General features: G+C 64.3%; 25 protein-coding genes. 11 read left to right on the forward strand and 14 right to left on the reverse strand.

The window, feature by feature from the left end:
• Window positions 1-68: 68 nt before the first annotated feature.
• On the forward strand, window positions 69-842 hold the full coding sequence (locus NHH73_20875) for an SDR family oxidoreductase (GenBank protein USX25046.1): 774 nt from the start codon (window positions 69-71) through the stop codon (window positions 840-842).
• Window positions 843-848: 6 nt separating this feature from the next.
• On the opposite strand, the gene NHH73_20880 is transcribed toward NHH73_20875, so the two are convergent.
• Entirely contained in the window at window positions 849-1,361 is a 513-nt protein-coding gene (locus NHH73_20880) for a nuclear transport factor 2 family protein (GenBank protein ID USX25047.1), read from the reverse strand.
• A 147-nt stretch (window positions 1,362-1,508) separates the two neighbouring features.
• Between NHH73_20880 and NHH73_20885 the strand changes: the two genes are divergently transcribed.
• Both NHH73_20885 and leuA read left to right on the forward strand, forming a co-directional pair.
• Window positions 1,509-1,709 carry a type II toxin-antitoxin system VapB family antitoxin gene (locus tag NHH73_20885; protein USX25048.1) on the forward strand — a complete coding sequence of 67 codons (201 nt, stop codon included), beginning with the start codon at window positions 1,509-1,511 and terminating at the stop codon, window positions 1,707-1,709.
• Between the two features lie 679 nt (window positions 1,710-2,388).
• A complete protein-coding gene (leuA, locus tag NHH73_20890; protein ID USX25049.1) occupies window positions 2,389-4,083 on the forward strand; it encodes a 2-isopropylmalate synthase in 1,695 nt (564 codons plus the stop codon).
• 6 nt (window positions 4,084-4,089) lie between these two features.
• Here leuA and NHH73_20895 read toward each other — a convergent pair whose 3' ends face one another.
• The 8 genes from NHH73_20895 to egtD all read right to left on the reverse strand — a co-directional run bounded on the left by NHH73_20895 (window position 4,090) and on the right by egtD (window position 13,046).
• Entirely contained in the window at window positions 4,090-4,425 is a 336-nt protein-coding gene (locus NHH73_20895; GenBank protein ID USX25050.1) for an iron transporter, read from the reverse strand.
• On the reverse strand, window positions 4,422-5,966 hold the full coding sequence (locus NHH73_20900; protein USX25051.1) for a PepSY domain-containing protein: 1,545 nt from the start codon (window positions 5,964-5,966) through the stop codon (window positions 4,422-4,424). Before NHH73_20900 ends, NHH73_20895 begins: the two co-directional genes overlap by 4 nt.
• A 42-nt stretch (window positions 5,967-6,008) precedes the next feature.
• Window positions 6,009-8,495 (reverse strand): TonB-dependent receptor, encoded by a 2,487-nt coding sequence (locus tag NHH73_20905; GenBank protein ID USX25052.1) that lies wholly within the window; start codon window positions 8,493-8,495, stop codon window positions 6,009-6,011.
• 84 nt (window positions 8,496-8,579) lie between these two features.
• Entirely contained in the window at window positions 8,580-9,551 is a 972-nt protein-coding gene (locus NHH73_20910; GenBank protein USX25053.1) for a FecR domain-containing protein, read from the reverse strand.
• A gap of 1 nt (window position 9,552) precedes the next feature.
• Complete coding sequence (locus NHH73_20915) at window positions 9,553-10,047, reverse strand: sigma-70 family RNA polymerase sigma factor (protein ID USX25054.1); 495 nt, start codon at window positions 10,045-10,047, stop codon at window positions 9,553-9,555.
• A 101-nt stretch (window positions 10,048-10,148) separates the two neighbouring features.
• Window positions 10,149-10,655, reverse strand: coding sequence for a GNAT family N-acetyltransferase (locus NHH73_20920; protein ID USX25055.1), 507 nt, complete (start codon window positions 10,653-10,655; stop codon window positions 10,149-10,151).
• 152 nt (window positions 10,656-10,807) lie between these two features.
• Window positions 10,808-12,082 (reverse strand): ergothioneine biosynthesis protein EgtB, encoded by a 1,275-nt coding sequence (gene egtB, locus NHH73_20925; GenBank protein ID USX25056.1) that lies wholly within the window; start codon window positions 12,080-12,082, stop codon window positions 10,808-10,810.
• A gap of 16 nt (window positions 12,083-12,098) precedes the next feature.
• A complete protein-coding gene (gene egtD, locus NHH73_20930) occupies window positions 12,099-13,046 on the reverse strand; it encodes an L-histidine N(alpha)-methyltransferase (protein USX25057.1) in 948 nt (315 codons plus the stop codon).
• A 199-nt stretch (window positions 13,047-13,245) separates the two neighbouring features.
• Between egtD and NHH73_20935 the strand changes: the two genes are divergently transcribed.
• The 6 genes from NHH73_20935 to NHH73_20960 all read left to right on the forward strand — a co-directional run bounded on the left by NHH73_20935 (window position 13,246) and on the right by NHH73_20960 (window position 17,811).
• Window positions 13,246-14,121 carry a putative selenate ABC transporter substrate-binding protein gene (locus NHH73_20935; protein ID USX25058.1) on the forward strand — a complete coding sequence of 292 codons (876 nt, stop codon included), beginning with the start codon at window positions 13,246-13,248 and terminating at the stop codon, window positions 14,119-14,121.
• A 16-nt stretch (window positions 14,122-14,137) separates the two neighbouring features.
• Entirely contained in the window at window positions 14,138-14,965 is an 828-nt protein-coding gene (locus tag NHH73_20940) for an ATP-binding cassette domain-containing protein (protein USX25059.1), read from the forward strand.
• Window positions 14,965-15,810, forward strand: coding sequence for an ABC transporter permease (locus NHH73_20945; protein ID USX25060.1), 846 nt, complete (start codon window positions 14,965-14,967; stop codon window positions 15,808-15,810). Before NHH73_20940 ends, NHH73_20945 begins: the two co-directional genes overlap by 1 nt.
• Entirely contained in the window at window positions 15,807-16,613 is an 807-nt protein-coding gene (phnE, locus tag NHH73_20950) for a phosphonate ABC transporter, permease protein PhnE (GenBank protein ID USX25061.1), read from the forward strand. The genes NHH73_20945 and phnE overlap by 4 nt, the downstream gene beginning before the upstream one ends.
• Window positions 16,614-16,648: 35 nt before the next feature.
• Window positions 16,649-17,344, forward strand: a complete 696-nt coding sequence (locus NHH73_20955) for an ABC transporter ATP-binding protein (GenBank protein USX25062.1) — start codon at window positions 16,649-16,651, stop codon at window positions 17,342-17,344.
• A 179-nt stretch (window positions 17,345-17,523) separates the two neighbouring features.
• Window positions 17,524-17,811, forward strand: a complete 288-nt coding sequence (locus NHH73_20960) for a hypothetical protein (GenBank protein USX25063.1) — start codon at window positions 17,524-17,526, stop codon at window positions 17,809-17,811.
• Window positions 17,812-17,953: 142 nt separating this feature from the next.
• Here the strand turns inward: NHH73_20960 and NHH73_20965 are convergent, their stop codons facing one another.
• On the reverse strand, window positions 17,954-19,297 hold the full coding sequence (locus NHH73_20965) for a hypothetical protein (protein USX25064.1): 1,344 nt from the start codon (window positions 19,295-19,297) through the stop codon (window positions 17,954-17,956).
• 150 nt (window positions 19,298-19,447) lie between these two features.
• Here NHH73_20965 and NHH73_20970 point away from each other — a divergent pair, with 150 nt between their 5' ends.
• Both NHH73_20970 and NHH73_20975 read left to right on the forward strand, forming a co-directional pair.
• The gene (locus tag NHH73_20970; protein ID USX25065.1) at window positions 19,448-20,977 is read left to right on the forward strand and encodes a DUF1800 domain-containing protein; all 1,530 of its coding nucleotides are present in this window, start codon (window positions 19,448-19,450) and stop codon (window positions 20,975-20,977) included.
• 20 nt (window positions 20,978-20,997) lie between these two features.
• Complete coding sequence (locus NHH73_20975) at window positions 20,998-22,185, forward strand: DUF1501 domain-containing protein (protein USX25066.1); 1,188 nt, start codon at window positions 20,998-21,000, stop codon at window positions 22,183-22,185.
• Here NHH73_20975 and NHH73_20980 read toward each other — a convergent pair.
• The 4 genes from NHH73_20980 to NHH73_20995 form a co-directional block, all read right to left on the reverse strand.
• Window positions 22,171-23,907, reverse strand: a complete 1,737-nt coding sequence (locus NHH73_20980; protein ID USX25067.1) for an EAL domain-containing protein — start codon at window positions 23,905-23,907, stop codon at window positions 22,171-22,173. The two genes, NHH73_20975 and NHH73_20980, sit on opposite strands and share 15 nt — an antisense overlap.
• Window positions 23,908-23,972: 65 nt before the next feature.
• Entirely contained in the window at window positions 23,973-24,527 is a 555-nt protein-coding gene (locus NHH73_20985) for a TetR/AcrR family transcriptional regulator (protein ID USX25068.1), read from the reverse strand.
• Window positions 24,528-24,529: 2 nt separating this feature from the next.
• Window positions 24,530-24,997 (reverse strand): nuclear transport factor 2 family protein, encoded by a 468-nt coding sequence (locus tag NHH73_20990; GenBank protein USX25069.1) that lies wholly within the window; start codon window positions 24,995-24,997, stop codon window positions 24,530-24,532.
• A gap of 74 nt (window positions 24,998-25,071) precedes the next feature.
• Window positions 25,072-25,329 (reverse strand): ArsR family transcriptional regulator, encoded by a 258-nt coding sequence (locus tag NHH73_20995; GenBank protein USX25070.1) that lies wholly within the window; start codon window positions 25,327-25,329, stop codon window positions 25,072-25,074.
• Between the last annotated feature and the right edge of the window lie 74 nt (window positions 25,330-25,403).

Raw genomic sequence — 25,403 nt, forward strand, 5'->3', positions numbered from 1 at the left:
TTATAACGATTTATCTTCGATAAACAGAACGGTAAAGTGGGGACCTCTTTCATCCATCCGGAGCATCCATGAACACGATCACCCAAGCAAACCGCATCGCCCTCGTCACCGGCGCCAGCCGCGGCATCGGCCGCAGCCACGCGCTGAAACTGGCCGCGCGCGGCGTCGATGTGATCATCACTTATCTGAACGGCGAAGAACAGGCCACCGCCGTGGTCAAGGAGGTCGAGGCGCTGGGCCGCCGCGCGGTCGCTTTGCGCCTCGACGTCGGCGCCGCCGGCACGTTCGCTGCTTTCGCCGACAGCGTGCGCGCGGCGCTGCAAACCACCTGGGGGCGCGAGCGCTTGGACTACCTGGTCAACAACGCCGGCGGCGGCATCCACGCCTCCCTGGCCGAGACCACGGAGGAACAATTCGACCTGATGATCAACACCCACCTGAAAGGCACCTTCTTCCTGACCCAGAAGCTGCTGCCGTTGATTGCGGACGGAGGCCGCATCATCAACACCTCGTCGGGGCTGGCCCGCTTCACCTTCGGCGGTTACGCCGCCTACGCGTCGGCCAAAGGCGGGATCGATGTGCTGACGCGCTACATGGCGCTGGAACTGGGCCCGCGCGGCATCAGCGTCAACGTCGTCGCCCCGGGGCCGACCACGACGGACTTCGGCGGGGGCCAGGTGCGCGACGATGCCGCCATGAATGCGCAGCTGGCCAGCATGACGGCGCTGGGCCGCAACGCGAGCGCCGACGACATCGCCGGCGTGGTCGCGACACTGCTGACGGGGGACGCCGGCTGGATCACCGGCCAGCGCATCGAAGCCTCGGGCGGCCTGCTGCTCTGATCTGTCCTATTTATTGTCCCTGTAATTGGCCGACCAGGTGACGGAATAGATTTTCCACAGCCCGTCGCGCTTGACCATCTGCCAGGCCTCGACGCCGTGGTTCTGCACCACGCCGTCGAACAGGAACTCGTAATCGAACATCACCCAGGCCAGATCGCCGTCCTGGGTGATCTTCAAGTCGTAAAACTTTTCTTCGACCTGCCGCTTCTCTGTTTTGACGAATTGGACAAAATCGTTGTAGCCGCCGGCGCGCACGCCGTCGAAGTTTGGATCGACCTCCTTGCGGATTCGGGACACTTGCTTGTCGGTCGCCGGCGACGCGAAAAGGATGTTCGAGTTAAGCATCAACGATGACAGCTTGCGCGCATCCTTCGCCTTGAGCGCCGCCTGGAAGTCGGCGGCCACCGCCGCGATGGCTGCTGCGTCCTCCGGCGTCGCCACCGGCTTGGGCGGCGCCGCCTGCGCGCTGCCCGCGCCAATCAACACCATCAACACTGCCGCGCGAACAAATCGATACATTGGGAATCCTTTAAAGATGAGACGTCGATAGTATGGGAATATGGCAAAAACATCAACATAGCCGCCCGACCTGAAACCAAGCCATCGTCTAGATTTAACGATGCTAAAATAGATGCGGCTCAACATCACGATTGATTCAGGAGCGCCATGAGAACCACTGTCACGATTGACGACGAGCTTTACAACCGGGCTCTGGAGGTCGCGGACCCAGCCATGGACAAGGCAGATCTGTTTCGCGAGGCCATAAAAACCTTTGTGCGGGTCCAAGCCGCCAAGCGATTGGCGGCTTTAGGCGGCGCCGCCCCAGACATGGCCGACGTGCCCCGCCGCCCAGCCGAGCCGACCTGATGAGCGCCGTGCTTGTCGATACTTCGGTATGGGTCGACCACTTCCGGCGACTTGGGGCTACTTCCGACGATCCAGCATGCCAGCTTGCGCGAGACGATGGCGTTCATTGAACGCGAAACGCTATACGGCTTAGGATGCGGGCTGGTTGACTTGGTTTTATTGGCATCCACCCTGCTCACCCCTGCCGCCAGGCTGTGGACACTCGACCAGCGACTTGGCAAACTAGCCGCGCGTTTTCATGTGGCGCATCAATTCCCTTGACAGCCATACAGCCGATCTCGTACATTAAGGCCTATGACTTCGCATCTGCACCTATCCGCTTTCCTGCTGCCGTCTGCTGGCCTATCGCTAGCAGCGCGCCTACTAGCACGCGCTTAATCCGCGTTCCAGCCGCGTTTTCAACGCACCCCGTGCCGGCCACAAGCCGCACCCGTCTTCAAAACCCAGGAAAGTCCGCACCGATGCTCACCACGGCCACCCATGCTCCATCCCGCACCGGCGATTCGATCGCGCCGCGGGCTGACGCGCGTGCGTTTGGCCCGGCACTGCTACTGCTAAAACTACCGATCGGTTGCCTGGCCTAGCGTTCCGTGGCCGCCCGGCAGCCTTTCGCCACACGCAGCGCCAGCACCCGCCGGCATCCCAGCACTTCCCAATTTAAAAGACCCAGGAGCACCCCATGATGTTGCAGAACCCAGCAGCGAAGTACCGCGCCTTCCCACCAGTTCAATTGTCCGATCGCCAGTGGCCCAACAACATCATCTCCAAGCCGCCGATCTGGATGAGCACCGATCTGCGCGACGGCAACCAGGCGCTGATCGAGCCGATGAGCCCCGAGAAAAAACTGCGCTTCTTCGAACTGCTGGTCAAGATCGGCCTCAAGGAAATCGAAGTGGGCTTCCCTTCGGCTTCGCAGACCGACTTCGACTTCGTGCGCAAGCTGGTCGAGGAAAACCGCATCCCCGACGACGTCACCATCATCGTGCTGACCCAGTCGCGCGATGAGCTGATCCGCCGCACGGTGGAAGCGGCGGCCGGCGCCAAGCGCGCCATCGTCCACCTGTATAACTCGGTCGCGCCGGTGTTCCGCAAGGTCGTCTTCGGCATGTCGCGCGAAGAGATCACCAACATCGCCACCACCGGCACCACACTGGTCAAAGAGCTGATCAAGCAGCACCCGCAAACCGACTGGGGCTTCGAGTACACGCCGGAGTCGTTCTCCACCACCGAACTCGATTTCTCCAAGCATATTTGCGACGCCGTCACCGCGATCTGGGAGCCGACGCCGAACAACAAGATGATCATCAACCTGCCGTCGACGGTCGAATGCAGCACGCCGAACGTCTACGCCGACCAGATCGAATGGATGTCGCGCAAGCTGGCGCGCCGCGATTCGCTGATCATCAGCGTCCACCCGCACAATGATCGCGGCACCGCCGTCGCCTCCGCCGAGATGGCCGTGATGGCCGGCGCCGACCGCGTCGAGGGCTGCCTGTTCGGCAATGGCGAACGCACCGGCAATGTCGACCTGGTCACCCTGGCCTTGAACCTCTACACCCAGGGCGTGCATCCTGGCCTGGATTTCTCCGACATCGACGAAGTGCGCAAGTGCGTCGAAGAGTGCAACCAGTTGCCGGTGCATCCGCGCCACCCGTACGTCGGCGACTTGGTGTTCACCGCCTTCTCCGGCTCGCACCAGGACGCGATCAAAAAGGGCTTCGCGCAGCAGAAGGAAGGCGCGATCTGGGAGATTCCGTACTTGCCTATCGATCCGGCCGACCTGGGTCGCAGCTACGACGCCGTCATCCGCGTCAACAGCCAGTCCGGCAAAGGCGGCATGGCCTACTTGCTGGAGCAGGACTACGGCTTGGTGCTGCCGCGCCGCCTGCAGATTGAGTTCAGCCGCGCGGTGCAGGCGGTGGCCGACGCCACCGGCCTGGAAATCACCGCCGATGGCATCTACGACATCTTCAACAAGGAGTACTTCGAGCAAAACTCGCCGTACGCCTACAACTCGCACAAGATGGTGGAAGACACCAGCAGCGACGAGCCGGTGCAGATCGACATCAACCTGACCCACCGCCAGGCGCCGATGGCGCTGCAAGGCGGCGGCAATGGCCCGATCGACGCCTTCGTCGACGCGCTCGGCCTGGACATCAAACTGATGGACTACCACGAGCACTCGATCGGCTCGGGCGCCAACGCCAAGGCGGCCTGCTATGTCGAACTGCGCCTGGCCAACGGCCCGACCCTGTTCGGCGCGGCCACCGACAGCAACATCCTGACCGCCTCGTTCAAGGCGGTGCTCAGCGCGGTCAACCGCCAGCTGAACACCATCGAAGCGGCGCAAGCCAAAGGCGCGGTAACGGCCTAAGCTTTTTTAATGTGGCGCCGGCGGGAACAACGCGTTTCCGCCGGCCGCCCACAGCATCACGCCCATCACCAGCGCTGCGCCCAGCAGCCATCCCCACACCCTGCCCGCGCGCACGGGTGAAAACGCGAACACGAACAAGCCCGCATGCACAACGAAGCCCAGCATGGTGCCGATCACCACGCCGTCGGCCAGGGTCAGGCCGGAAAGAATCGGCAGGCCGAACGCCGTCAGCGCGCCGAATAGCGACGCCACCACGTAGCCGCCGACGGTCGCCGCCAGCAAGCGCGATACCACCATCCAGCGATAGCGCGCGGTCACGGCGCCCTTGCGTTTTGCAGTCATGTTTTGCGTCCCTTGCGGTGGACCTTGAGCGCCGCCGTCGCCAGCAGCACGCCGAAACCGATGGCGGTCAGCTCGACGCCGGCGCTTTGCCAATCGGCTGCGGCGATATAGCTTCCAATATGGCGCCCGGTCGTCAGCGCGTTCAGCACAGGCAGGCCGGCGCACAGCAAGGCGCCCAGCGCCAGCTGCTCGATCCACGCCGACGCGCGCGGACGCACGGCCGCGTGCAGCAGCGTCGCCAGCCACACCATGAAGAAGGCGCCGATCTCCCAGCCGGGGCGCGCCGACAGATCCGCCGGCATCAGCCGGTTGGCATAAAAATAGCCGATGCAGGCCAGCACCGCGCCGCTGATTGAGGCGGTATTGATAGCGTCTATGCAGCGGTAGACGCCGGCCGTCGCGGAACCGAATTCGGCGCCGCTCTTCTGACGCCGCTTGATCAGATACAGGATGGTTCCCGTCGCCATCAGCGCCGTGCCGGCCAGACCGCTCATGAAATACAGCCAGCGCATGGTCCAGCCGCCGAAGCGGGCGTAATGCAGATGTTCCATCACGCGATGCGTGGCTTGTCCCACCGATTCCTCCACCGGGTCTGGTTTCTTCAGTTGCAGCACCGCGCCGCTGACGCCATCGAACAGCACGACGCCAGGCTGGTTCAGGATGCGGCCAGTATCGCCGTCGTCCATCGCGCGGCCGAACACCCTGACCGCCATGCTGGCGTCGCCGGGCCGTTCGATCACCAGCATGCGCACCTCTCCGCCCAGCAGCGCCCGTGCCTTTGCCAGCAAGGGCGCTATTTGCGGCAACGGCGCCGGCGTGCCCGTCATCTTGCGGCGCGGCGCCGGCGCTTCCGCCGCCAGATCGTGCTCCATCCGTTCGTACGCCTGCTCGTCGCTGCCGTAGGCCGCGCGCAGCGGCAGCGGGATAAAGCTCGAATAAAAAATCGCCAGCCCGGTGAGCGTGATCATGAACAGGAACGGCAAGGTCAATACGCCAAACAGATTGTGCGCGTCGAGCCAGGAGCGCTGCCCTTTGCCGGGACGAAAAGTGAAGAAGTCGCTGAAGATGCGCTTGTGGACGATCACGCCCGACACCAATGCCACCAGCATCCCCATCGACAGCACGCCGACGATCCAGAACCCGGTCAGGCCGGCCTGCAGCGAATAGTGAAAGGTCATGAAGAAACGGCCGCCCTGCGTCTCACGCCCCCACGGCGCGGGCAGCACGGCACCGCTGGCGGGGTCGATGGCCTGCTGCCGCTCGCCGCTTTTATCGCGCCAGAACAGCCGCAGCGCCTCGTCCGGACGCGCGGGCAGCTCGACGCGCCAGAAGCGGGCCTTGGGCGCCTGCGCCGCCAGATAGCCAAGCGCTTGTTGGACCGACGCCCCTGCCGAAATCGGCCGCGCCGGCGCGGCGACCTGCGGCGCGGCCTGCATCCAGCGCGTGATCGGTTCGCGGAACACGCTCAGCGTCCCGGTCAGGAAGATGGCGCACAGCAGCCAGCCCGTTATCAGGCCGCCCCACGTGTGCAGCCATCCCATCGAAAGACGCCAACTATCCCTCATACCGCCACCGCGCCGCGATTACAGGGAGCCGCGCAGCATCAGGCCGACGCTGCGCGGTTCGCCGTAGTAGTTACCGCGCGTCAGAGAGCCCAGCATCGAATAGTAGCGGCGGTCGAACAGGTTGTTGAGGTTCAGCTGCGCCGTCCATTTATCGTTGATGCGGTAGGCCGCGTTCATGTCCCAGACTGCGCGGCCGCCCTCGCCCATCGTCACGGCGGTATTGTCCGACGCCGGGAAAGCATAGCCGCTTTGCGCGGAGACCGCGCCGCCCACGGTCACCGCCTTGAACTGGCCCGGCAAGCGGTAGCTGGTGGACGCGCGCAGCAAATGGTGCGGGGTCTCGGAACTGATGCTGGCGCCTGCGTCATCGCGGCTGGTGACATAGGTGTAGCCGGCCGATACCTGCCAGCCCGGCGCCAGCTCGCCGCTCGCCTCCAGCTCCACGCCCTTGCTGCGCAGGGTGCTGCCGTTGCGATAGCAATCGCTGGTCGACAGCGAGCCGGGACACAGGCCCAGGTTGGCCTCGTCGAGCACCGCCAGATCGTCCTTGCGGATCTTGAACACCGCCAGCGACAGGTTCAAACGGCCGTCATACAGCTCGCCCTTGATCCCAGCCTCGTAGTTGGCGCCCACGGCGGGCTTCAACGGCGCGCCGTCCGCGCTCAGAAAGGTGCTCTGCACCTGGAAGGTGTCGGCATAGCTGGTGTACAGCGACCATTGCGCGTTCAAGTCGTACACCAGACCCGCGTATGGCGTGAACTCGTGGTCTTGCTGATAATCGGCCAGCTTGGCGCCGGTCAGGCGGTTAACCTGCAAATAATCCTGCCAGCTCACGCGCCCGCCCAGCAGCAGGTGCAGTGGTTCCGCCAGTTCAAGCCGCGCGCTGGCGTAGACGCCGTAGCGTTGGTCGCGCGTATCGGCATCTACCGTCCATGCCGGACGCGCCGGCTCGGCCACGGCCGCGTGGTTGACGTTGAAGATATTGACCGGAATGTTGGTCCGGATGTCGGCGGTCTTGTTGTTCTGCTCCTGCTTTGACCAGTTGGCGCCCACCGCCACCTGATGCCGGCCACCCAGCGCGCTAAAACTGCCGGTCACGCTGGCGTCCACGCCGTAGCTGGACACGTCGAGATTCTTGAAATACAGGTCGTACAGCGTGGCGCCTCGCAGGGTGACGCGGTTGACGGCGCCGCGCGTGATGCCGACCTTCTGCTCGAAACCGCCGTCGTTGTAGTTGGCGGCCAGGCGTGCCTTCCAGCCGGCCCCGAAGCGGTGTTCGACCTCCGCGAAGACGTCGTTGAAGGTGGCGTCGTGCTGGTTCCAGTCCTGCGCCATCGACGTCGACCGACGCACATCGAGCGCACCGCCGTCGCTGTAGCGCGATAGCCCGAAGACGGTGTACCCGTCGATGGTGTTTTCCTGCCGGCGCGCACCAACGGTCAAGGTGGTGTCGCGTCCCAGATCCGCCTCGATCACGCCATACAGCAAGGGCTCGCGCGACCGCGTCACATCCTGGAAGGTGTGCTTGTCCTGATACGCCACCACCACCCTGCCGCGCAAGGTGCCATCGGCGCTGAGAGGCGCGCCGGCATCGACTTCGGTGCGGTAGTTGTCCCACGAGCCGGCGCTCAGGTTGACGTCGACATGCGCCTCCTTGCGCGGACGCTTGCGCACCAGGTTCACGGCGCCGCTTGGATCGCCGGCACCGACAATCAGGCCGGCGGCGCCGCGCAGCACCTCCACGCGGTCGTAGATCGCCATATCGGTCGGCATCCACCCGGTGGGATCGAACACCGTGCCGGCCACGCCGTCGACCAGGTAGGTGTCCATCGCAAAGCCACGGATGGTGAAGGTGTGAGATCCGAAATTGCGTTGCGAGCGGGTGGCGCCGGTGGCCTGCGCCATCACCTCGTCCAGGGTCACCAGGTTTTTATCGTCCATGAATTGGCGCGTGATCACGCTGACCGATTGCGGCGTGTCGCGGATCGACTGCTCCATCTTGCCGATGGTGGTCGCGCGGCCCGTATAGGAGCCGGAATTTTCGGTGGTCGCGCCCTGCGTCTGCGCCACCACGTGCACCATCGGCAGCGCGGCGGCGTTGTCGACCTGCGCCGCCGAAGGTCCCGACACGGCGATCACGTAGCCGCCGGTGGACTGGCGCGTGGCGGCCAGTCCGGTCCCTTTCAACAGCGCCGCCAGCCCTGACGAAGGCGTATGGACGCCGCTCAGGCCCGGGCTTTGCATGTCCTGGGTGGCCTGGGTCGAGAACGACAGCATGATGCCGGCCTCGCGGCCGAAGCGGTTCAAGGTGCCGGCCAACGGGCCGGCCGGGATGGTGAAGTTGCGCAGGCTGTCGGCTTCCTGGGCCTGCGCTGCGGCGGCGATCATGGCCAACGGCGCGGCGGCGATCGCGCCGACCGGGAACGCATGCAGCGCGTGGCCGATGGCGCAAGCGATGGCGCGGCGCTTGGTTTTCTCAATTAAAGAGGGTGAATTCTGGTGCATATCTGGATTCCTGGGTGGCTAGGATAAAAAGGCTTCTTATCCCCATTGCCCCGCGAGAAACCAAAACAGCTCAACTAATGTGATTTATTTTTTGAGGCCGACCGTGACCCAGTAGCGGGTGTAGCGCTCAACCTTCACCGGCAGCGTGGTTTGCAGGATGTCGAGCACTTTGTCGCTGTCCGCCAGCGGGTAGGTTCCGCTGACCGACAGGTGCGCGGCAGATGGCGCGCAGCGCAGATTCCCGGGACGATAGCGGTTCAACGCGGCCAGAAATTCGGGCAGCGGCATGTCCTGCGCGACCAGCATGCCTTCGATCCAGGCCGTGACGGCATCGTCCACCGCCTGCACGGCGCCGACGGCGGAGCGCGTGAAGCCGGCCTGCCGGCCAGCGTCCAGCCTGACGGCGGTGACGGCGCCACCGGCCGCCGGGCGGATCTCCACGGCGCCGTCCAACACGGAAACCACGCTACGGCCGTCCAGCCGGCGCACCTGGAAGTGGGTTCCGAGCGCGAGCGCCGAGCCTTCTGCCGTGTCGACCGAAAAGGGACGCGCCGCAGCACCCTCGTACACGGGTTCGTGCGCGGTGGTGACCAGAATTTCCCCGCGCAGCAGCTGCAGCGTGCGCGCGCTGCCGGTGTAACGAATATTAAGGGCGGTATCGGCGTTCATGCGCACCCGCGTGCCGTCGTCGAGCATCAGCACCGAGCGCTCGCCGACACGGGTGCGATGGTCGGCCGACCATTCCCGCCATGGCGTCTGCTCCTCCGCCATCCAGGCGGCGGCGCCCACGCCCATCAGGAGCGCCAGCGTTTTGAGCGTTTTGCGCCGCTCCGAACGGGCGCCATTCAGGGTGGCGTGCGCGATGTCGGGATTCAGGCTTTGGAGCTTGTCGCCGAACGCCTCCACGCGCGCCCACGCCCGCGCGTGCGCGGGATCGGCGTCGTGCCACAGGCGCCAGCGCAGGCGCAGGTCATCGTCTGCCGGCTCCGATTGCAGCTCCACCAGCCAGTCCACGGCCTGAGCGCGCACTTCGGAGGAAATCGGGGGTGTCGTCATGTCAGTCGGCGAAACAGCAGTGCAGCATGGCCTTGGCGATGTGGCGCTTGACGGTGGCCAGCGAGATGCCCAGCCGTTCGGCGATATCGGCCTGCCCCATGCCATCGAGCTGCGACAGCAGAAACGCCTCGCGCACCAGCGGCGGCAGGCTGTCTAGCAAAGCATCTATTTCAACCAGGGTCTCGAGCATGATCGCGCGGGTCTCGGGCGACATCGCGTGCTGCTCAGGCCAGGCGGCCAGCGCCCGCTCGTACGCCAGCTCGATGTCCCGGCGCCGGTATAAATTGGCCACCATGCCCTGCGCGATCGTGGTGAGCATCGCGCGCGGCTCGCGGATCGCCATCTCCCTGGCCAACACCCGCACAAACGTATCCTGCGCGATATCCGCCGCATCCGAAGCATTGCCCAGCCTTTTGCGCAGCCAGCACTCAAGCCAGCCGTGGTGGGCGTCATAGATCGATTTGACCTGTTCGGAGTGGATGGATGCGGCCAACATTAGACATCATGAATGAGAATTATTCTCAATAATAGCCTAACTTTCATCCTGCACGCAAGAATACATCGCTGGCGTTGACGGTTTTATGTCGTAAGCTGCGCTTACAGCTGGATATCCATCAGTACATCGTCGTACGGCACGCCGTCGACGATCAGGGCGCAATGCTCGCGTCCATAGACCTTGAAGCCGATCGATTCGTACAACGTGATCGCCGCCGCGTTACCGACAGTGACGGCCAGGGTGACCTTGGTCACGCCCTCCAGCGTCGAGATGAACTCCATCGCGTGTTCCATCAGCTGGCGGCCCACGCCGGTGCCGCGATAGGCGACATCGACCTGCATGCCACGGATGTAGGCTTTGTGACGCAGCTTGATCTGCGATTCGCGGCCGACACCGACCATGCCGACCAGGCGGTCGCCGTCGAAGGCGCCGAAACGGTTGCGGCCAGCCTCGGATTCGAAGTAAGCCTCGGTCACGGGGATCGGCGTATTGCACTCCTCTTCGTAGCTGGAGGTAAAAGCGGTAGGGGTTTCACGAAGGCCGGAAAGGCGCAATGACTGGAAAGCTGCGGCGTCTGCGGGAGTTAATCGGCGTATGAGGATAGGCATAATAGAGAAAGATAAAAAAGTGGAATCGAACGATGCATAAATTATCATTTACCTCACTACCAATAGCAAGCGAATAGGGGCGCACGGATGAAACTTAACCCGCTTATGGTAATTAAGATCGTTCGTATGACATTTATGACAGGCTTTATCCCTCAGGCTTGCCGCGCCAGCCGGATGCCGGTGAACTGCCAGCGGGCGCCGGCCGGGAAAAAATTGCGGTAGCTGGCGCGCGCGTGCCCGGCTGGCGTGGCGCACGACGAACCGCGCAACACATACTGGTTCAGCATGAATTTGCCGTTGTATTCACCCAGCGCGCCGGGCGCGGTCTGGTAGCCCGGATACGGCGAGTAGCTGCTGCTGGTCCACTGCCAGCAATGTCCGAACATCTGCAGCAGTCCTTCATCGGAAACGGCAGCGGCGGCGGCGGCGGCCGGATGCAGTTCGCCGGTGTCGATCGCCCCCCGCGCTGCGGCGAGTTCCCACTCCGCCTCGGTGGGCAGGCGGGCCCCGGCCCAATGGGCGTAGGCGTCAGCCTCGAACAGCGAAAGATGCGTCACCGGCAGGTTCGGGTCCAGCGCATGGTCGCCGCGCAGCGTGAATTCCCGCCAGTTGCCGTTGTCGTCCTGCTGCCAGTAGATCGGGCACTTCAGATTCTGGCTGCGCACCCAATCCCAGCCCTCGGCCAGCCACAGCGCCGCGTTGAAGTAGCCGCCGGCGGCGATGAAAGCCAGGTACTCGCCATTGGTCACCAGGCGCGACGCGAGCTGGAATGGCGCCACATATTGCTTATGGCGGGGCTGCTCGTTATCAAAGCAAAAGCCCTCGCCGTCGTAGCCGATCTCGGTCAGGCCGCCGTCGAAGCCCACCCACGACAATTGCGGTGCCACCGGCGCCGCAGGCGCGGGCGCCTCCATATACGCGGGCAGCAAGGCGCTTTGGGCCAGCAGGTGCTTGACGTCGGTGAGCATCAGTTCCTGGTGCTGCTGCTCGTGCTCCAACCCCAGCGTGATCAGCATCTCGAGCTGACCCCGTTGCGATGCATCGAGTTCGGACGCCAACAACCGCGCCACGCGCGCGTCGACATCGGCCCGGTAGGCGCGCACCTGCGCCATGGCCGGCCGCGTCAACAGGCCGCGCTGGGCGCGCGGATGCTTTTCGCCGACGCCGTTGTAATAAGAGTTGAACAGCACCCGGAACGCCGGATGGAAAGGCTGGAAGCCGGCCTCCATGCGCTCGAGGATAAAAGTCTCGAAAAACCACGTGGTGTGCGCCAGATGCCACTTGATCGGGCTGGCGTCCGGCATCGATTGCGCGCCGCAATCCTCGTCGGTCAGTGGCTCGGCCAGCAGCAGCGAGCGCTGACGCACGGTGTCAAAGCGGGCGCCGAGTTGGGCGAACCGTGGCTGCTGCGGCAAACGCATGTCCATATCGTGTCTCTTCCTGTCAGTCGCGGATGACGCGGGCGTGGATGACGGCGAACCAGCCCGCCGGATCGGTCCAGACGCGGGTGGTGGCGAACCCGGACTGCTCGAGCAAGCCGACGAAGGACTGCCGCGTGTATTTATAACTGTCTTCGGTGTGTATGCGCTCGCCCTGGGCGAAGCGGCGCTCGCCACCGTGCCAATGCACCGTCAACGCGCTGCGCGCCTCCAGGTGCATCTCGATGCGGCTCTCCTCTGGATTGAAGAAAGCGAGGTGCCGCCACTGGCGCACGTCGAAATCGGCGCCGATCAAATGATTCACGTGCCGCAGCATGTTCAGGTTGAAGGCCGCCGTGACGCCGATCGCGTCATCGTAGGCCGCGTCCAGCACCGCGCTGTCCTTGATCAGGTCCACGCCGATCAGCAGGCCGCCGTCGTCGCCCGCGTTGGCGTGCAGCCCGCGCAGGAAAATCTTGGCCTGTTCCGGCGAAAAATTACCGATCGACGAGCCGGGATAGAAAAACAGGCGGCGCCGATGGCGCACGCTGTCCGGCAACGAGAAGCCGCTGGAAAAATCGAGTCCCAGCGGCGTCATGTCGATGTGCGGGAAGCGCTGTTGCAAGCGCGAGACCGCATCGAGCAGGAAATCGCGCGAGATATCGACCGGCACATACTGCGCCGGTTGCAGCAGCGGGAACAGGCCGGCCGCCTTGGCGCAGTTACCGGCGCCCAGATCGATGAGCGAGGTGCCGGTGCCGATATCGCGCGCCATGTCGGCGCCGTGCGCGGCGAAGATGCCGGCCTCGGTGCGCGTCGGGTAGTACTCCGGCAGCTCGCAAATCGCCTCGAACAGCTTGGAGCCCAGGCCGTCGTACAGGTATTTGGGCGAGGTATTCGCGTCGGGAGCCAGCAGACCGGCGCTGATTTCGGCGATGACCGCATCGCTGCCGTGAGGGCGGGACATTTGCATGGTGACTCTGCCTTTAACTGAAGGTGAGTGTCCCGCCAGTGGTCTCCCCTGCCGTAGACAAACTTTTTGTTATGATAGCTGAATATCCATTGTGAAGTGCCGCGCGGCCGATGACCGTGCGGCTTTTCACTTTCGGCCGAGTTAACAGCTCATTGAAGTAATAAATAGAAACATAAATTCTTTACATAGGGCACCGACAATGAAATTTTCCCCGATGAACACGCTCAAATCCCTGCTGGCCGCCGGCCTGCTGCTGGCCGCTGCACATTCCCAGGCGCAATCCGCCGACCGCGTGCTGCGCGTGTCCGCCATCCCCGACGAAGCGCCAACGGAGTTGCAGCGCAAGTTCAAGCCGCTGGGCGAGTACCTGGAGAAGAAGACCGGCATGAAGGTCGAATTCACTCCGGTCACCGATTACGCGGCGTCGGTCGAAGCGCTGATCAACAAAAAAGTGGACATGGTCTGGTTCGGCGGCTTCACCTTCGTGCAGGCCAAGGACCGCAGCAAGAACCAGGTCACGCCGCTGGTGCAGCGCGCGGAGGACGAGAAATTCCGCTCGGTGTTCATCACCACCAATAAGGACATCAACAAGCTGGAAGACCTGAAAGGCCGCACCCTGAGCTTCGGTTCCGAGTCGTCAACCTCCGGCCACCTGATGCCGCGCTCCTACCTGCTGGCCGCGAAAATCGATCCGGACAGCGATCTGAAACGCATCGCCTTCTCCGGCGCGCATGACGCCACCGTCGCCGCTGTCGCCGGCGGCAAGGTCGATGCCGGCGCGCTGAATATCTCGGTCTGGGAAAAACTGGTCGCCGAGAAGAAGGTCGATCCAGCCGTGGTGCGCGTGTTCTACACCACCCCCGGCTACTTCGACTACAACTGGAGCGTGCGCACCGACATGAGCGCGGACCTGAAGAAGAAGATCACCGACGCCTTCCTGGCCCTCGATCCGAAGAACCCGCAGGACAAGATCATCATGGATCTGCAGCGCGCGTCGAAGTTCATCCCGACCAAGGCCGAGAACTACACCGCGATCGAAGCCGCCGCCCAAAACGCCGGCCTGCTGAAGAAGTAAGGTTTAAAAGTATTCCATGCCGACTTACGAATTGCGGAACCTGACGGTGCGCCACCTCGGCGCATCGGCTTCCGCTGCGGCTCCGGCCCTGCAAGCGATCTCACTGACGGTACGACAGGGCGAGCAACTGGCGCTGATCGGCCCTTCGGGCGCCGGCAAGACCACGTTGCTGGCGACCCTGGCGTGCGCCCAGCGGCCGGCCGAAGGCGTATTCAAAGCCTTCGGCGCCGATCCGTGGGCGCTGGGCGAAGGCGCGCGACACCGCCTGCGCGCGCAGTTGTTCCTGGCGCCGCAAACGCCGCCGCTGCCGCCGCGTCAACGCGTGGTGACAGCGGTGCTGGCCGCGCGCCTGCCGCAATGGAGCGTGTGGCGCGCGCTCGCCTCACTCTTCAAGCCCGCCGACCCGCAAGCCGCGTGGCAGGCGCTGTCGCGCTTCAACCTGGGCGACAAACTGTATTCTCGCGTCGACCGGCTGTCCGGCGGCGAGCGCCAGCGCTGCGGCCTGGCGCGCCTGCTGCTGTCGCCGGCCAAGGCCCTGCTGGTGGACGAGCCATTGTCCGCGCTCGATCCGGCGCTGTCCGAACTGACCCTGGCCACCTTGCGCGAGGAAGCCGCCGCGCGCGACGCCACCCTGATTTGCAGCCTGCACCAGGTCGAGCTGGCGCTGCGCCACTTCCCGCGCATCGTCGCGCTGCGCAACGGCCGCATCGAATTCGACCTGCCGCGCGAGCAGGTCACGCAACAGATGATCGACGCGCTGTACCAGGGCGAGCAAACCGCCAGCGCCCCGCCGCCGGACCACGACGCGCTGGCCGTCAAACTGGGCATCGGCGCTTGTCTGTAATGGCTGTTTTTCCACACAATTTTCCACCCAATCTGCACGCCGATCCGGCGTGGCGCGGCCGGTTGATCGCCTGCGCGGCCGCCATCGTCGTCCTGTGGCCAATGCTGGTCGTCAGCGAATTCAAGCCGTGGATCCTGTGGGACTGGCAAAGCCTGTCGGCCACGGGGCGCTTCCTGGCGGACTTCCTGGTGCCCGCGCACGGCGCCGAATTCCTGCAAATGCTGCTGCGAGAAACCTGGCAGACCGTCGCCATCGCCACCGCCGGCTTGACCCTGGCGCTGCTGGGCGCCATCCCCGCCACCCTGATCATCAACGAAAAGCTGTCGGTTTCCGCGCTGGGCACCGGGCGCATGCGCCTTCCGGCAAGGCTGCTGCGCCAGGGCGTGCGCTGGCTGCTGGTGCTGTTGCGCAGCGTACCGGAACTGGTGTGGGCGCTGCTGTTCGTGCGCATCATCGGCCTCGGTCCGACCGCCGGCGTGCTGGCCATCGCCCTCACCTACTGCGGCATGCTGGGCAAGGTCTACGCCGAGATCCTGGAATCGTCCGACTCCCACGCCACCGATACCCTGATGGCCAACGGCAGCGGCAGACTGGGCGCGCTGTTGTACGGCGCGCTGCCGGAATCGGCGTCGGAACTGATGTCGTACACGGTCTACCGCTGGGAATGCGCGATACGCGGCTCGGTGGTGATGGGTTTTGTCGGCGCCGGCGGCCTCGGTCAGCGCATGGATGAGTCGATGAAAATGCTGGCCGGCGCCGAGGTCTCCTCGATGCTGCTGGTGTTCGTGGCGCTGGTGGCGCTGGCGGACCTGTTCTCCAAAATCCTGCGGAGGCGGCTCGGATGAACGACGTCAAACCGCATACCGGCATGCCCCAACCGCCGGCCCGCGACTGGACCGTGCTGGCGCTGATGGCGCTGGTATTGGTGCTGGTGGTGGCCAGCTTCGCCGCCCTGCCGCTGAAATGGCGCGAGTTCTTCACCGCCGACGCGGTCAACAGCGTGGTCGAACTGCTGGCAGGCTTCGCGCCGCCCAACCTGTCGGCGGGCTTCCTGACCAAGACCGCGTGGGCCACGATTGAAACCATGTCGATGTCGGCGCTGGGCACCTTGCTGGCGGTGGTCGCGGGGCTGGCGTTGTCGCTGCCGGCGTCGGGCCGCTTCGGCCGCGCCCCGCGCGCAACGGTGCGCGCCGCGCTCAACGTGCTGCGCTCGATCCCGGAACTGGTGTGGGCCTCGATCCTGCTGATCGCCGCCGGCCTGGGACCGTTCGCCGGCACGCTGGCGCTGGCCGCGCACACCGCCGGCGTGCTGGGACGCCTGTTCGCCGACTCGCTGGAAAACGCCGCCCCGCTGCCCGAGCAAAGCCTGCGCACCAACGGCGCCTCCGCCACCGGCGCCTTCCTTTACGCGACACTGCCGCAAACGCTGCCGCAAATGCTGTCCTATACCTTGTACCGCTGGGAGAACAATATCCGCGCCGCCGCCATCCTCGGCGTGGTGGGCGCCGGCGGTTTGGGGCAGATGCTCAAATATCACCTGTCGCTGTTCCAGATGCAGAAGGCCGCCACCGTCATCATCGCCATGCTGCTACTGGTCGCGCTGGTCGACGCCATCAGCTTCGCGATGCGCCGCGCGCTCACGCGCTAATCCGCCAATCCGCTTCTTACAGGAGCCCCGTCCCCATGCTCGAACTGCGCAACCTGTCCAAATCCTATGCCGGCGGCCGTCCGGTGCTGTCCAACCTCTCGTGGACCTTCAAGGCGGGCGAATTCGTCTCCATCATGGGCGACTCCGGCGTCGGCAAATCGACGCTGCTCAACCTGATCGCCGGCCTCGATACGCCGGATGTCGACCCGAACGCCGCGCCGGGCGACTCGCCCATCATCGTCGACGGCGTGCCGATGTCGGGGCTCGACGACGACGCCGCCACCAAATTGCGCCGCGCGCGCATGGGTTTCATCTTCCAGGCCTTCCACGTGCTGCCGCATCTGACCCTGCTGCAAAACGTCACGCTGCCGCTGCTGCTCAACGGCCTTCCGACCGCGCGCGCGGCGGAGATGCTCGACGCCGTCGGCCTGGGCGGGCGCGGCGACGATTTTCCGCACCAGCTCTCCGGCGGCGAAATGCAGCGGGTGGCGATCGCCCGCGCGCTGGTGCATCGTCCGGCCCTGGTGCTGGCCGACGAGCCGACCGGCAACCTCGATCCGGACACCGCCCACAGCATCCTCACCTTGTTACGGCGCGAAATCAAATCGACCGGCGCGTGCGCCATTATGGTGACCCATTCCCGAATTGCGGCCGAGATGACAGACAAAATCCTACAACTATCGAAAAGCTGCATACAAGAAACAACAAACGTCAACCCGTTTAAGCAATAAACAAGATAATTCATTTGTTAAAGCCAGCAATTTTCCCCGCAAAGTAGTATTATTTAAATTAACTTGCATGGTTATCAAGAATGTTGAGTCGCGCACCACATTCGAGTCAAGAATATGTGGGCGCTAGCCTTGCTGGGAAACGTCTTTTTTGACACGTTTGAGCAAAGGAGGAGCAAATCATGAACGTACGGCAAAAAAAGCTGGAACTGATCGAGGCCATGAATCGTGCTCGGGCACTGGAACCATCCAGCTTCGTCCCGAACAAGTTGCTTGATACCTTGATCGAAAAAATGAACTTAAAAAACGACGCGGAATTGTGCCGAGTTTTAGAAGTGCAACCTCCCATCATCAGCAAAATCCGACACCGCAAGTTGGCAGTTGGAGCCACGATTTTGCTGCGTATGCATGAAAAGTCAGAGATCAGCATACGGGAATTGAAAGATCTGTCGACCGCTTCAATGCACTGAGCAGCTCAGCTGATCTTGCCATGCCAGGCGCCGGTATGCGGTAACGGCGCCCCCTTAATGCACCAACGCGTCAGCCCAAACCCCGCTGAACGCAGCATTAAATCCCCCTCGGCTTCACCCTGCTCCATCCCCCACCAATCAATCAGAAAAATTCAGGATGCCGCTTGAGCAGCTGCGCCTCGAAGTCGTTGACGACCGTGAAATTCGGCACCTTTGGCGCGATGGCGCGGCCAATGTCCCAGCTGCGCCAGGCGCGCGGGCTATCGCCGGTCAACAGCAGCAAATCCCCCAGATCCTTGTACGCGCCACCCAGCACCGGGTTGGCCTCCAACACTTCGCCGAACAGCTCCAGGCTTTCCTTGCGCTGACCGAGCCGCAGGCGGTTGTTCGCCTCCAGCAGTTGGAGGACATAGGCTTTGCGCGGCGCCTGCTTGCGCAGCTCCGCCAGCGTCTTGACCGCGCCCTCGTATTCCTCCTTGCTTTTCGGGCTGACGGAAGCGAGCATCAGCCCCACCGCCGGGTCTTCGCGCATTTTTTCCAGCTGCGCCGGCGTGAACGGCAGCATCGGCTCGCCCGTGGCCAGCACGCACTCGGTGCGGCCCAGCATCGTGTCGAGCAGCTGGTCGTCGCGGTAGTCGGCAGCCGTGTCGCAGGGATGGGCCGCACGCAGGGCCGCCAGCCGCTCCGGCGTCAGCGCCGCCATCCGGTCGAGCATCCGATCCAGCTCACCCGCGAGTTCACCCGACTGCGCCGCGCGTGGCGCGTAGCCTTTCAAGTCGTAGGCCGGCGGCCGCGCGCCCTTCACTTCCGCGACGCTGATGCTGATGGTGCGCACGCCCACGCCGGTGTTGACGGTGAACGTCAACTGCCCTGGAATGACGCCATCCCTGGCCAGCCTGGCCAGCAGCTGCGGATGCCCCGCCTGCGTATAGCGCAGGAACTGCGCGAAGCGCGCCGCGTCCGAAGCGCTTACCTTGGCGCCGGCCTTGCTCCACGCGGCCAGCTTGCGGCCCTCGCTGGAAAACTCCAGCGTGCCGTCGCCGGCGCTTTCGTCGATCTTGACCGCCTCGCCGTCGGCCACCGACAGCTCCTGCTCGCGGTCCACCTGGCGGCTCAGAGGCGTATCGATCTTCGCCTTGGCCAGCATGGCGTTGATGTTCTCGCGGTTCTTCAGCTCCATCGTGCGGAAGCCGGCGATGCTGTAAAGTGAATAATCGACGTAGACCTTGTTGACGGTATCGAGCACGTAGTAGCGCCGAGTCTTGAAGTCGTAAATCAATTCGACCTTGGGCATCTTCACGGCGGTGTAGTCGTCGGACAGCGTCACGTCCATCACCTGGCGCGTATCGGCCGGCGGGTTGGTCACGCCTTTGACGGATTCGGTGTGCACCGAGGAGGTGACCTGCAGCGTGACGGCGGCGAAAGCGGAGTGGCTGGCCGCCAGCGCGGCGCAAAGTGACAGAAGGCGGAGCGGGTGTCGGGCCATGGGGTTCTCTATCGCCTTGTTCATTAATGATTGAGGAGGCGCCGCGCGCCACGGTAACATGTTGTAGCACACGATACATGGCAAATATAGCAGTTCGCCGGGATTGGCGTACTCTACAGCCTTATGACGCTCACCATGCCCACACCGTCCATGCGAATCAGATACCTGGCTGCCTGCGCCGCGCTCCTCATCCTCGGCGGCTGCGCAACGCCCCTCCAAGCCCCCGCCACCTCCGCGGTCAAGCCGGATCAACTGGCCGGCGCCTTGAACCGCGTGAGCTGGGGCGTCAACCAGAGCACCTGGCGGCAGGCCGAAAAACTCGGCTACGACACCTGGCTCGATCGGCAGCTGCATCCGTCGCCAGCCGCGCTGCCTCAGGCCGCGCAGGCCCAGATCGACGCCATGACGATCACTCAAAAGCCGCTGCCGCAGCTGATCCAGGAGCTGGACCAGCAACGCAAGGATATCGAAAAAATCACCGTCGACGACGACAAGAAGTCGGCCCAGCAGGCTTACCAGCAGGAGTTGAACCGCGTCGCCAAGGAAGCGGCGGCGCGCTCGCTGCTGCGCAACCTGTACTCGCCCAACCAGTTGCAGGAGCAGATGACGTGGTTCTGGATGAACCACTTCAGCGTCCACCAAGGGAAAAGCAACCTGCGCGTGCTGGTCGGCGACTACGAGGACAAGGCGGTGCGCCCGCACGCGCTGGGCAAGTTCCGCGACCTGCTGGCCGCCACCTTGCGCCATCCGGCCATGATCCGCTACCTGGACAACGAACAAAACGCCGCCAACCGCATCAACGAGAACTACGCGCGCGAGTTGATGGAGTTGCACACCCTGGGCGTGGACGGCGGCTACAGCCAGCGCGACGTGCAGGAACTGGCACGCATCCTCACCGGCGTCGGCGTCAACCTGGGCAGCGCCGAACCGAAAGTGAAGAAGGAGCTCCAGGCGCAATACGTGCGCCAAGGCCTGTTCGAATTCAATCCCAACCGCCACGATTACGGCGACAAGGAATTCCTGGGCCGGACCGTCAAGGGCCGCGGCCTGGCGGAGGTCGACGAGGCGATCGAGCGCCTGAGCCGCCACCCGGCCACGGCGCGCTTCATCAGCCGCAAGCTGGCGGTGTACTTCGTCGCCGACGAACCGTCGCCGGCGCTGGTCGAACGCATGGCCGCGACCTTCGCCTCCAGCGACGGCGACATCGCGGCGGTGCTGCGCACCATGTTCACTTCCGACGAATTCGCACAATCGCTGGGCCGCAAATTCAAGGACCCGGTGCACTACGTGGTCTCCGCCGTGCGCCTGACCTACGACGACAAGGTGATCCTCAACACCGGCCCGATGCTGTCGTGGCTCAACCGGATGGCCGAACCGCTGTACGGACGCCAGACGCCGGACGGCTATCCGCTCACCGAATCCGGCTGGGCCAGTCCGGGCCAGATGACGACCCGCTTCGAAATCGCCAAGGCCATCGGTTCCGGCAACGCGGGCCTGTTCAAGACCGACGGCCCGCAGCCGACCGAGCGCCCCGCCTTCCCGCAACTGGCCAACGCGCTGTACTACCAAACGCTGCAAAAAACGCTGGGCCAGCCCACGCGCCAGGTGCTGGAACAGGCCACGTCGCCGCAGGAATGGAACACCTTCCTGCTGTCGTCGCCGGAGTTGATGCACCGTTGATGTAGACGAGGAGACGCCCGATGAAACGCCGCACCCTGCTCCACTCCCTGGCCGCGCTGCCCATCGCCACGATGGCCGGCAAGCTGTGGGCCGCGCCGGCCAGCAAAACGCGGCTGCTGTTCGTGTTCATGCGCGGCGGCTACGACGCCACCAACCTGCTGGTGCCGATCTCCAGCCAGTTCTATTACAAGGCGCGGCCCAACATCGCGGTGCCGAAACCGGGCGACGACCCCAATGCGGCGCTGCCGATCAATGCCGACTGGGGCCTGCACCCGGCCCTGCGCGAGACCATCTACCCGTTGTTCACCATCGGCCAGGTGGCGTTCGTGCCGTTCGCCGGCACCGAGGATATCTCGCGCAGCCATTTCGAAACCCAGGACAGCATAGAACTGGGCCAGGCGCTGGACGGCACGCGCGACTACCGCTCCGGCTTCCTGAACCGGCTGGCGACGACCCTGAACACCGATCGTGCCAGTGCGATCTCCTTCACCGACCAGCTGCCGCTGATCATGCAGGGCGGCGCGCAATTGCCCAATATGGCGCTGCGCTCGATCGGCAAGCCGGGGGTCGACGCGCGCCAGGCGAAGCTGATCGCCTCGATGTACGGCGACACCGCGCTGGCGCGGCAGGTGCGCGACGGCTTCGTGGTGCGCGAGGATGTGATGAAGGAGATGATCGGCGAGATGGACGCTGCCAACCGCAACGCCATCACCGCCAAGGGTTTCGAGCTGGAGGCGCGCCGCATCGCCAAGTTGATGAAGGATAAATACAACATCGGCTTTGTCGATGTCGGCGGTTGGGATACCCACGTCGGCCAGGGCGGCGCCAGCGGCTACCTGGCCGGCCGCTTCGAGGAGCTGGGACGCGGCCTGGCCGCCTACGCGAAGGAAATGGGGCCGGACTGGAAGGACACGGTGGTGGTGGTGGTCAGCGAATTCGGCCGCACCTTCCGCGAGAACGGCAACCGTGGCACCGACCATGGACACGGCAGCGTCTACTGGGTGCTGGGTGGCGGCGTCGCCGGCGGCCGGGTGCGCGGCGAGCAGATACGGCTGGAGCAGAACACGCTGTTCCAGAACCGCGACTACCCGGTGCTCAACGAATACCGCGCCATGTTCGGCGGCCTGTTCGCGCGCATGTATGGCCTCGACGCGGGACAGGTGGAGCGCATTTTCGGCGCCAAGGGACAGGACCTAGGGTTGATCTGAAGCGTCGCCGGCTTGCGCGCGTAGCCACTCGGTGGCTTCGCCCGCCGACAGCGCCGGCGAATACAAATGCCCCTGGAACGCGCTGCAACCCAGCTGACAGAGAAACTCGGCCTGCTCCGTGCTCTCCACGCCTTCGGCGATCACCCGCAAACGCAGGTTCTGCGCCAACTGGATGACGGTGCTTGCCACCGCGTTGGCGTCGGCGTTTTCCGGCACGCCGTGTAAAAAGCTCTTATCGAGCTTGATGGTTGTCACCGGCAGGATGCGCAGATAACTCAGCGACGAATAACCGGTGCCGAAATCGTCGAGCGACAGCGGAAAGCCGCGCTCGCGCAAACGGAAAATAATATTGCTGCCGCTGCGTTCGAGTTCGATCGCATCGCGCTCGGTCAGTTCGATTTCGAGATCCTGCGGCGCCAGCGAGGATTCGGCCAGCACCACGTCCAGATGCTGTTGATAATCGGGGTCGCGCAGCTCCTCCGCGCAGGTGTTGACGCACACGCGCAACTGCGACAATCCCGCATCGCGCCATTGCCGCAGCTGGGCGCAGGCTTGGCGCAGCACCCACGCGCCCAGGTCCGGCAGCAGGCCGATCTCCTGCGCCAGCCCGATCACATAATCGACCGAGTGTTGCGACAACTGGCCCGGCAGGCGCAATAGCGCTTCCATCGCCACGGTGCGGCCGCTGACCGCATCGACGATGGGCTGGTAGGCTAGCCAGAACAGCTTGCCGCTGACGACGCGTTTGAGCTCGCTGTGATCGGCGTTTTTACGGTGCGCAATCTCGTCGAGCTCCTGCGTGTAGTAATGGTAGCAATTGCGTCCATCGTTCTTGGCGTGGTACATGGCCAGGTCGGCCTTCTTGAGCAGATGGTCCGGCGTGGTGGCGTCGAACGGACAGACCGCGATGCCGATGCTGGCACTGATGCGGATGTCGCGCTCGTCGATCAGGAACGGCTGCCGCAGCGACGCGAGCAGCTTCTCCGCCAAGGCGCCGCCGGCGGCCGGCGACGGCGCGTGCAGCTGCAGCATGGCAAACTCGTCGCCACCGATGCGCGCGATGAAATCGCTCTCGCGGCTGATGGCGCGGATGCGCTGCGCCACCTGTTGCAGCAGCTGGTCGCCGGCCTGGTGGCCCATCAGGTCGTTGACTTCCTTGAACTGGTCGAGATCGATCATCAGCAACAGCAGCAACTGGCCGGTGCGCCCGGCCAGCGCCACCATCTCGGCACGGTGGGCGTCGAAGGCGGCGCGGTTGGCCAGGCCGGTCAGCACGTCGATCGACGCCAGCCGGTGGATCTCGTCCTGCGCCAGCTTGCGGTCGGTCACGTCGCGCAGGATCTTGAGGAAGCCGATGGGCTGGCCGGGGTCCGCGGCGTTCGGGATCGGCGTCAGGATGCCATCGGCCCAGAACTGCGAGCGGTCCTTGCGCACATGCCAGCGGTAATCGGTGGCGCGGGCGCACTCGGCCGCCGTGCGCCGCTCGAACTGCGGCTGGCCGTGAGCGAGATCCTCGCTGGTATAGATGGCGTCGATGCTCTTGCCGATGATCTCCTCGGCGGTAAAGCCGAAGATCAGCTGGGCGCCGATATTCCAGCTGGTGACCAGCCCGCGCGGGTCGACCGTGAAAATCGCGAAGTCGCGCACGTTCAGATAAATCTGCCGCAGCAGAATATCGGGCGCAAGGTCGGGCGCCAGCACGGCGGTCAATGGAGGATTCATGGCGTGCACCCGTCAAAACAAGTTTGACAGGCTCCCGGCGATTCGGTTCGCCGTCGCCGCCATCACTATCCCAGCCGCACCCGCATCCGCTCCAGCGCACGCATGAACAACTCCGGCTCGTCGGCCGCGCGCGCCAGCACCAGCGCGCCCTGGATGCCGCCGACGGCGTCCTCGGCCAGCTCGCGCGCCAGCTTCGGCGTACGGCCGCCGCGCTCGAGCGCCGATGCCAGCGCATCTATCCATTCGGCAAAATACGCCTGCACCTTGACGGCGAAGCGGTCGCGTTCATGACCGAGCGCGAACACGCCCACCAGGCAAACCTTGCGGCCGGACAGGAAATAGCGGCCGACCGCCGTGAACATATCGGCCACGCCCTGCCCCGCGTCTCCGCGCTCGCGCAGCGGCTGGAACACCTGGTCGCGGAACCAGCCGTCGATGTTGGCCAGCACCGCCTCGGCCATTTCCTCTTTGCCGCCGGGGAAGAAGTTGTAGATGCTGCCCTTGCCCAGGCCGGTGCCCTCGCTGATGCGCGCCAGGCTGGCGCCCTCGTAGCCATAGGTGCGGAACACTTCGGCCAGCAGCGGCACCACATCGCCGCGCTCGCCCATCACCCTTGCCATGGCTAGAAACCCAGCTCGCTCAGGCTGGCATGGTCGGCCGGACGCGGGCCGCCGGCATCCCAATGGAATTTGCGGTCGGCCGCCGCGATCGGCGCCTCGTTGATGCTGGCCAGGCGCAATTGCATCAGGCCGTCGGGCGCGAATTCCCAGTTCTCGTTGCCATAGGCGCGGTACCACTGGCCGGAATCGTCGTGGTATTCGTAGGCGAAGCGGACGGCGATGCGGTTGCCTTCGAACGCCCACAACTCCTTGATCAGGCGGTAATCGAGCTCGCGGGTCCACTTGCGCGTCAGCAGGCCGACGATATCGGCGCGGCCGGTGACGAATTCGGCGCGGTTACGCCATCGACAATCTTCCGTATAGGCCAGCGAAACTTTTTCAGGGTTGCGGGTGTTCCAGCCGTCTTCGGCCATGCGGACTTTCTGGATCGCGGTGTCGCGGGTGAAGGGGGGCAGCGGCGGACGTGTCATGATGGGCTTTCGTGAGTTGTACCAATCGGTACAAACAGTCTACGGCCATGCGGATCGGGATGCAAGGGATATTTTCAGGTGAACAGTTCGTTCGACAGCTGCAGGCCGCTAGCGCACAAGCGCACGGTGCCGGTAACGCCGCCCTCGTCCAGCTGTAACTCGATCCAGCCCGCCTCCACCAGCATCAGCAGCTGGCGCCGCAGCACGCTCATTGGGCGCTGGGCCTGCTTGCTCAGCTTTGCCAGCGAGCAGGATTTGCCGGGCTGCTCCACCTCGATGCGCCATAACGCTTCGAGCACGCCGATCAGCGCCGCCATCACTTCATCATCCATTAACCGCCATCCTTATCTGTTTTCTGCCGTAAAAGTGATTCTGCACTATACTCTCGGAAATAAGCTATATTACC

The sequence above is a fragment of the Oxalobacteraceae bacterium OTU3CINTB1 genome (genome assembly GCA_024123955.1).
Classification (GTDB): domain Bacteria; phylum Pseudomonadota; class Gammaproteobacteria; order Burkholderiales; family Burkholderiaceae_D; genus Rugamonas.

What these genes read in the sequence shown, in the direction of transcription:
- leuA (USX25049.1), top strand. Translation starts at nt 2,389, where the DNA reads ATGATGTTGCAGAACCCAGCAGCGAAGTACCGCGCCTTCCCACCAGTT.
- NHH73_20935 (USX25058.1), top strand. Translation starts at nt 13,246, where the DNA reads ATGAAATTTTCCCCGATGAACACGCTCAAATCCCTGCTGGCCGCCGGC.
- egtB (USX25056.1), bottom strand. Translation starts at nt 12,082, where the DNA reads ATGGACATGCGTTTGCCGCAGCAGCCACGGTTCGCCCAACTCGGCGCC.
- egtD (USX25057.1), bottom strand. Translation starts at nt 13,046, where the DNA reads ATGCAAATGTCCCGCCCTCACGGCAGCGATGCGGTCATCGCCGAAATC.
- NHH73_20960 (USX25063.1), top strand. Translation starts at nt 17,524, where the DNA reads ATGAACGTACGGCAAAAAAAGCTGGAACTGATCGAGGCCATGAATCGT.
- phnE (USX25061.1), top strand. Translation starts at nt 15,807, where the DNA reads ATGAACGACGTCAAACCGCATACCGGCATGCCCCAACCGCCGGCCCGC.
- NHH73_20910 (USX25053.1), bottom strand. Translation starts at nt 9,551, where the DNA reads ATGACGACACCCCCGATTTCCTCCGAAGTGCGCGCTCAGGCCGTGGAC.
- NHH73_20955 (USX25062.1), top strand. Translation starts at nt 16,649, where the DNA reads ATGCTCGAACTGCGCAACCTGTCCAAATCCTATGCCGGCGGCCGTCCG.
- NHH73_20920 (USX25055.1), bottom strand. Translation starts at nt 10,655, where the DNA reads ATGCCTATCCTCATACGCCGATTAACTCCCGCAGACGCCGCAGCTTTC.
- NHH73_20965 (USX25064.1), bottom strand. Translation starts at nt 19,297, where the DNA reads ATGGCCCGACACCCGCTCCGCCTTCTGTCACTTTGCGCCGCGCTGGCG.
- NHH73_20990 (USX25069.1), bottom strand. Translation starts at nt 24,997, where the DNA reads ATGACACGTCCGCCGCTGCCCCCCTTCACCCGCGACACCGCGATCCAG.
- NHH73_20995 (USX25070.1), bottom strand. Translation starts at nt 25,329, where the DNA reads ATGGATGATGAAGTGATGGCGGCGCTGATCGGCGTGCTCGAAGCGTTA.
- NHH73_20880 (USX25047.1), bottom strand. Translation starts at nt 1,361, where the DNA reads ATGTATCGATTTGTTCGCGCGGCAGTGTTGATGGTGTTGATTGGCGCG.
- NHH73_20945 (USX25060.1), top strand. Translation starts at nt 14,965, where the DNA reads ATGGCTGTTTTTCCACACAATTTTCCACCCAATCTGCACGCCGATCCG.
- NHH73_20970 (USX25065.1), top strand. Translation starts at nt 19,448, where the DNA reads ATGCGAATCAGATACCTGGCTGCCTGCGCCGCGCTCCTCATCCTCGGC.
- NHH73_20985 (USX25068.1), bottom strand. Translation starts at nt 24,527, where the DNA reads ATGGCAAGGGTGATGGGCGAGCGCGGCGATGTGGTGCCGCTGCTGGCC.
- NHH73_20980 (USX25067.1), bottom strand. Translation starts at nt 23,907, where the DNA reads ATGAATCCTCCATTGACCGCCGTGCTGGCGCCCGACCTTGCGCCCGAT.
- NHH73_20915 (USX25054.1), bottom strand. Translation starts at nt 10,047, where the DNA reads ATGTTGGCCGCATCCATCCACTCCGAACAGGTCAAATCGATCTATGAC.
- NHH73_20940 (USX25059.1), top strand. Translation starts at nt 14,138, where the DNA reads ATGCCGACTTACGAATTGCGGAACCTGACGGTGCGCCACCTCGGCGCA.
- NHH73_20900 (USX25051.1), bottom strand. Translation starts at nt 5,966, where the DNA reads ATGGGATGGCTGCACACGTGGGGCGGCCTGATAACGGGCTGGCTGCTG.
- NHH73_20875 (USX25046.1), top strand. Translation starts at nt 69, where the DNA reads ATGAACACGATCACCCAAGCAAACCGCATCGCCCTCGTCACCGGCGCC.
- NHH73_20905 (USX25052.1), bottom strand. Translation starts at nt 8,495, where the DNA reads ATGCACCAGAATTCACCCTCTTTAATTGAGAAAACCAAGCGCCGCGCC.
- NHH73_20885 (USX25048.1), top strand. Translation starts at nt 1,509, where the DNA reads ATGAGAACCACTGTCACGATTGACGACGAGCTTTACAACCGGGCTCTG.
- NHH73_20895 (USX25050.1), bottom strand. Translation starts at nt 4,425, where the DNA reads ATGACTGCAAAACGCAAGGGCGCCGTGACCGCGCGCTATCGCTGGATG.
- NHH73_20975 (USX25066.1), top strand. Translation starts at nt 20,998, where the DNA reads ATGAAACGCCGCACCCTGCTCCACTCCCTGGCCGCGCTGCCCATCGCC.